We start from the raw sequence: 3,521 nt of genomic DNA on the forward strand, positions 1-3,521 counted from the left end.
GAGTGGATCAGATAGATAGAGAAAGAGCGGAAATCGGGAAGAGCCTTTGCACGCCCGGGCGGGCATGCAAAGGGTGGGGGAGGCATTTTAGCCTGAAATTCATCCAGGACGAAATAGTTGCCGCCCCGGCAGCGGGATCAGGCGTCTTCGTGATCGCTGATCAGCAGGTTGGCTGCCGCATAGGCGGCCTGTTCACGCAGTTCGGCGGGCACCCGCTCATCGGCGGCGACCGCGTTGAGGGCGCGGATAGTGGCGGCGATGGCCTTCGGCACGTAGCCCTGCTCGCCGGAGCCAATCTGGTTATAGGCGATACGGATCGCTTCACAGCACTCATAAACCATCATGATTTGCTTCCTTGAAAGTAAAAAGGCGAGCAAATATAGCGGTTTTGCTCCCATTTTGTCAGTCTCGCGGTTGTAATTTGCGGCAAGCCCGTTAGTTTGGTTACCCCCTTTTCCTGTTTCGGCCTCTTTGATGCTGCTCTCTTCGCGCAATTCACTGGCGATCTTCCTGACGCTGTTTGCTCTTCTCGCCCTGACGCTCAAGGATGGCGCGGACAAATATCTGGTGCTCCATGGCTACTCCGTGATGGAGATGGTCTGGTTTCGCTTTTTTGTTCCTTTCCTTGGTCTGCTGCTGTTGTTGCCAAAGCGCACCGTGTCGGCGCTGCTGGCGGTGGATCGCTGGCTATTGCTGCGTTCGCTGCTGTTTCTGGTCTGTGCGCTGGTCTCGGTGATTTCGCTGGCCCATGTGCCGCTCAACGTCTACACCATCATCTGCCAGCTTGGTTCGCTGGCCTTTGTGGTGGCCGGTGTCATCTTTTTCAGGGAGCGTCTGACCCGGGCCAAGGTGGCGGCCGTGTTGCTGGGGCTGTTTGGGGTGCTGGTGGTGACTCATCCCGACGGGAGCGACGCGAACCTCTACTACCTGCTGCCACTGGTCATTGTGCTGGCCAACACCGGCTACAACCTCCTCACCAAGCTGGTGGATCCACGTCTGACCACCCTCGATATCCTGATCGTCACCTGCTTCATGCTGGGGATGGTGGCAATGGCCGCCCTCTGCTGGCAGCCCGCACTGTGGCGCTTTCCGGCGCTTGCCGACTGGCCCTATCTGCTGGCGCTGCCGGTGGTGACCCTGCTCTCCCAGTATTGTCTCATCAAGGCGATGCAGTATGCGCAGGCCTCTACTTTGGCGCCCTTCTTCTATTTCCAGATCTTTTTTTCTACCCTCTGCGGCTATCTGATGTTTGGTGAAATGCCGACCCTCAGTAGTATGGCGGGGTGTCTGCTAATCGTGCTGGCTGGCATAGTGGTCATCTATTCCCAGCGCCGGACTCGCGTGCAGGCGCTGTCAGCGGCGCCGGAGCAGGTGTGACAGTTTGTATGAAACGAATTGTGTAAAATAAGCGGCCACAGGCCGCGATAAAAAACAGAGCGTGTTATCAGAAACAAAGAGGTGATGATGTTTACCGGAATTGTGCAAGGTGTGGCCGAGCTGGTCGCCATCGAAGAGAGTGCTTCATTTCGTACCCACGTGATCCGCATGCCCAGCCGGGAGTGGGGCGAAGGATTGGCCCTGGGTGCCTCGGTGGCCCACAACGGCTGCTGTCTCACCGTGACCCGGATTGCAGGGGATCTGGTCAGCTTCGATCTGATGCAGGAGACCCTGCGCCTCACCAACCTCGGCAAGCTGCAGGTGGGGGACAAGGTCAACGTGGAGCGGGCCGCCCGCTTTGGCGACGAGATCGGCGGTCACGCCATGTCCGGCCACATTATCGGGATGGCGGAAGTGACCTCGGTGATCGACACCCCCAACAACCGTCAGGTGTGGTACCGCCTCGCCCCCGAGCTGATGAAATATGTACTGACCAAGGGGTATATCGGCATTGACGGTATCAGCCTGACCATCGGCGAGGTGCGCGAGCGGGAGTTCTGCGTCCACCTGATCCCCGAGACGCTGGCTCGCACCAACCTCGGCTGGGTGCGCGCCGGCTGGCCGACCAATATCGAGATCGATCCCCAGACCCAGGCCATCGTCGATACGGTGGAGCGGGTGCTGGCCAGCCGAATGGCCTGATGTCAGGAAAAAGCGCAGATGAAACCGGATCTGAACTATACCTTTCACCACTTCGGCATCCCCAGCGCCGTGCCCTTGCCCCATGGCATCCACAGCGAAAAGGTGGGGATGTATACCGAGGATAACCCGGGGCGGTTTCGGGTTCAGTGGCACTACTTTACCGATGATTCGCCGCTGCACGAGCTGCTGAGAACCGTGCCTCACGTCGCCTTCAAGGTGGATGATCTGGCGGCAGCCATCGAGGGGGAAGAGGTGATCCTGGGGCCCTATGAGCCGATCGACGATTACCGGGTGGCGGTGATCAATGATGCCGGGGGGCCCATCGAGCTGATCCAGACCGATCTCGATGACGAGACGCTCTGGGCCAGAGCGAAATCGCGGCAGGGCAGCATCTACCGCTGACAACGAAACGAAAAAGGGCGTCACTCTCGCGAGTCACGCCCCTTTTGCTATCTGGCCGCTCTTAAAACATCTGCTCGTCGTCAGCATCCACAAAAAGCTGCAGACGATCGCGTTCTTCGTCCCGATGCAGCCGCAGGTGGATCGGATTGCAGCAGGCCATGCAATCTTCGTAGAACTCCTGATCCCCCTGGCTGGCATCCAGCTCGACCCGGGTGTGGTGGCCGCAGTGGGGGCAGACGATGCGCTTGCTGGTGTACTCGATCATGATAACCTCCTCGGGCCCGCGGGCCGCCTATCTCCCTTGATTCTAGCTGCGCAGGCACAGGCTAACCGCGAGCAAGCGCACGTTTATGAAGGCGGCCTGACAGGGATCAAACCCGGATCGGAAAAGGGGGTCAGCAGTCGCTGCAGGGGAAAAAATGGCCCGAAATTTGGTTTGTAATCGGCGGTATATCGGCTTTATTGCCAACTACAGGTTGGCAATAAAGGAGGCTGAACGGCGGTTTTTACTGTCCAAAAAGGTCATTTCACCATCTGAGAGGGGGGCAGTACATCCGGCCGGTTTTCCCCTTTTTGCCGCTGGGCGGATATCTATCCTTTGGCACCTATTCACCCATAAAAACGGGGCCGTTGACAGGTATGCCAGCGGCCCCGTGAAGGATGCGAACGGTTTGTCGCGGGCAGATTACTTGGCCCAGCTGGCCAGCATCTCGCTATTGAGTTCGGCCAGCGAGCTCAGCTGGTAGTTGGCGATGGCCAGACGCGGGTCACCTACCAGAGCCGGGCACATGGAACGATCTGCGCCTCTCGCTGGCTTATTTGACCCAGCTGGCTAGGGTGTCAGCATTCAGCTCTGCGAGCGAGCTTAGCTGGTAGTTGGCGATGGCCAGACGCGGGTCTCCCACTAAAGCCGGATCCGGCACGATCAGCGCCTTCATCGAGGCCGCCTTGGCCGCCAGCAGACCGGTGAAGCTGTCTTCGATGGCCAGACAGTGTACCGGTTCCACCCCCAGCTTTTCGGCGGCGTGGATATAGACATC

General features: G+C 58.9%; 5 protein-coding genes and 1 pseudogene. 3 read left to right on the top strand and 3 right to left on the bottom strand.

Translation table 11 applies throughout. From position 1 onward, the window contains the following. Nucleotides 1–137 precede the first annotated feature (137 nt). Nucleotides 138–344, bottom strand: coding sequence for a YaeP family protein (locus AACS24_RS17140; RefSeq protein ID WP_005352334.1), 207 nt, complete (start codon nucleotides 342–344; stop codon nucleotides 138–140). A gap of 130 nt (nucleotides 345–474) precedes the next feature. On the opposite strand from AACS24_RS17140, the gene AACS24_RS17145 reads away from it, so the two are divergent. The 3 genes from AACS24_RS17145 to AACS24_RS17155 all read left to right on the top strand — a co-directional run bounded on the left by AACS24_RS17145 (nucleotide 475) and on the right by AACS24_RS17155 (nucleotide 2,481). Continuing rightward, nucleotides 475–1,377, top strand: coding sequence for a DMT family transporter (locus AACS24_RS17145; protein ID WP_108571451.1), 903 nt, complete (start codon nucleotides 475–477; stop codon nucleotides 1,375–1,377). Nucleotides 1,378–1,464: 87 nt separating this feature from the next. Further along, nucleotides 1,465–2,079: a riboflavin synthase gene (locus AACS24_RS17150; RefSeq protein WP_041207881.1), complete on the top strand. Its 615-nt coding sequence runs from the start codon at nucleotides 1,465–1,467 to the stop codon at nucleotides 2,077–2,079. An 18-nt stretch (nucleotides 2,080–2,097) separates the two neighbouring features. Next, nucleotides 2,098–2,481 carry a VOC family protein gene (locus AACS24_RS17155; protein ID WP_108571452.1) on the top strand — a complete coding sequence of 128 codons (384 nt, stop codon included), beginning with the start codon at nucleotides 2,098–2,100 and terminating at the stop codon, nucleotides 2,479–2,481. A 61-nt stretch (nucleotides 2,482–2,542) separates the two neighbouring features. On the opposite strand, the gene AACS24_RS17160 is transcribed toward AACS24_RS17155, so the two are convergent. Both AACS24_RS17160 and AACS24_RS17170 read right to left on the bottom strand, forming a co-directional pair. Next, nucleotides 2,543–2,746: a CPXCG motif-containing cysteine-rich protein gene (locus tag AACS24_RS17160; protein WP_033112514.1), complete on the bottom strand. Its 204-nt coding sequence runs from the start codon at nucleotides 2,744–2,746 to the stop codon at nucleotides 2,543–2,545. A gap of 550 nt (nucleotides 2,747–3,296) precedes the next feature. Further along, nucleotides 3,297–3,521: pseudogene (locus AACS24_RS17170) on the bottom strand (hexitol phosphatase HxpB); the annotation flags it as partial.

This window comes from Aeromonas sp. HMWF016, assembly GCF_963878195.1.
Classification (GTDB): domain Bacteria; phylum Pseudomonadota; class Gammaproteobacteria; order Enterobacterales; family Aeromonadaceae; genus Aeromonas; species Aeromonas lacus.

What these genes read in the sequence shown, in the direction of transcription:
- AACS24_RS17160 (WP_033112514.1), bottom strand. Translation starts at nt 2,746, where the DNA reads ATGATCGAGTACACCAGCAAGCGCATCGTCTGCCCCCACTGCGGCCAC.
- AACS24_RS17150 (WP_041207881.1), top strand. Translation starts at nt 1,465, where the DNA reads ATGTTTACCGGAATTGTGCAAGGTGTGGCCGAGCTGGTCGCCATCGAA.
- AACS24_RS17145 (WP_108571451.1), top strand. Translation starts at nt 475, where the DNA reads ATGCTGCTCTCTTCGCGCAATTCACTGGCGATCTTCCTGACGCTGTTT.
- AACS24_RS17140 (WP_005352334.1), bottom strand. Translation starts at nt 344, where the DNA reads ATGATGGTTTATGAGTGCTGTGAAGCGATCCGTATCGCCTATAACCAG.
- AACS24_RS17155 (WP_108571452.1), top strand. Translation starts at nt 2,098, where the DNA reads ATGAAACCGGATCTGAACTATACCTTTCACCACTTCGGCATCCCCAGC.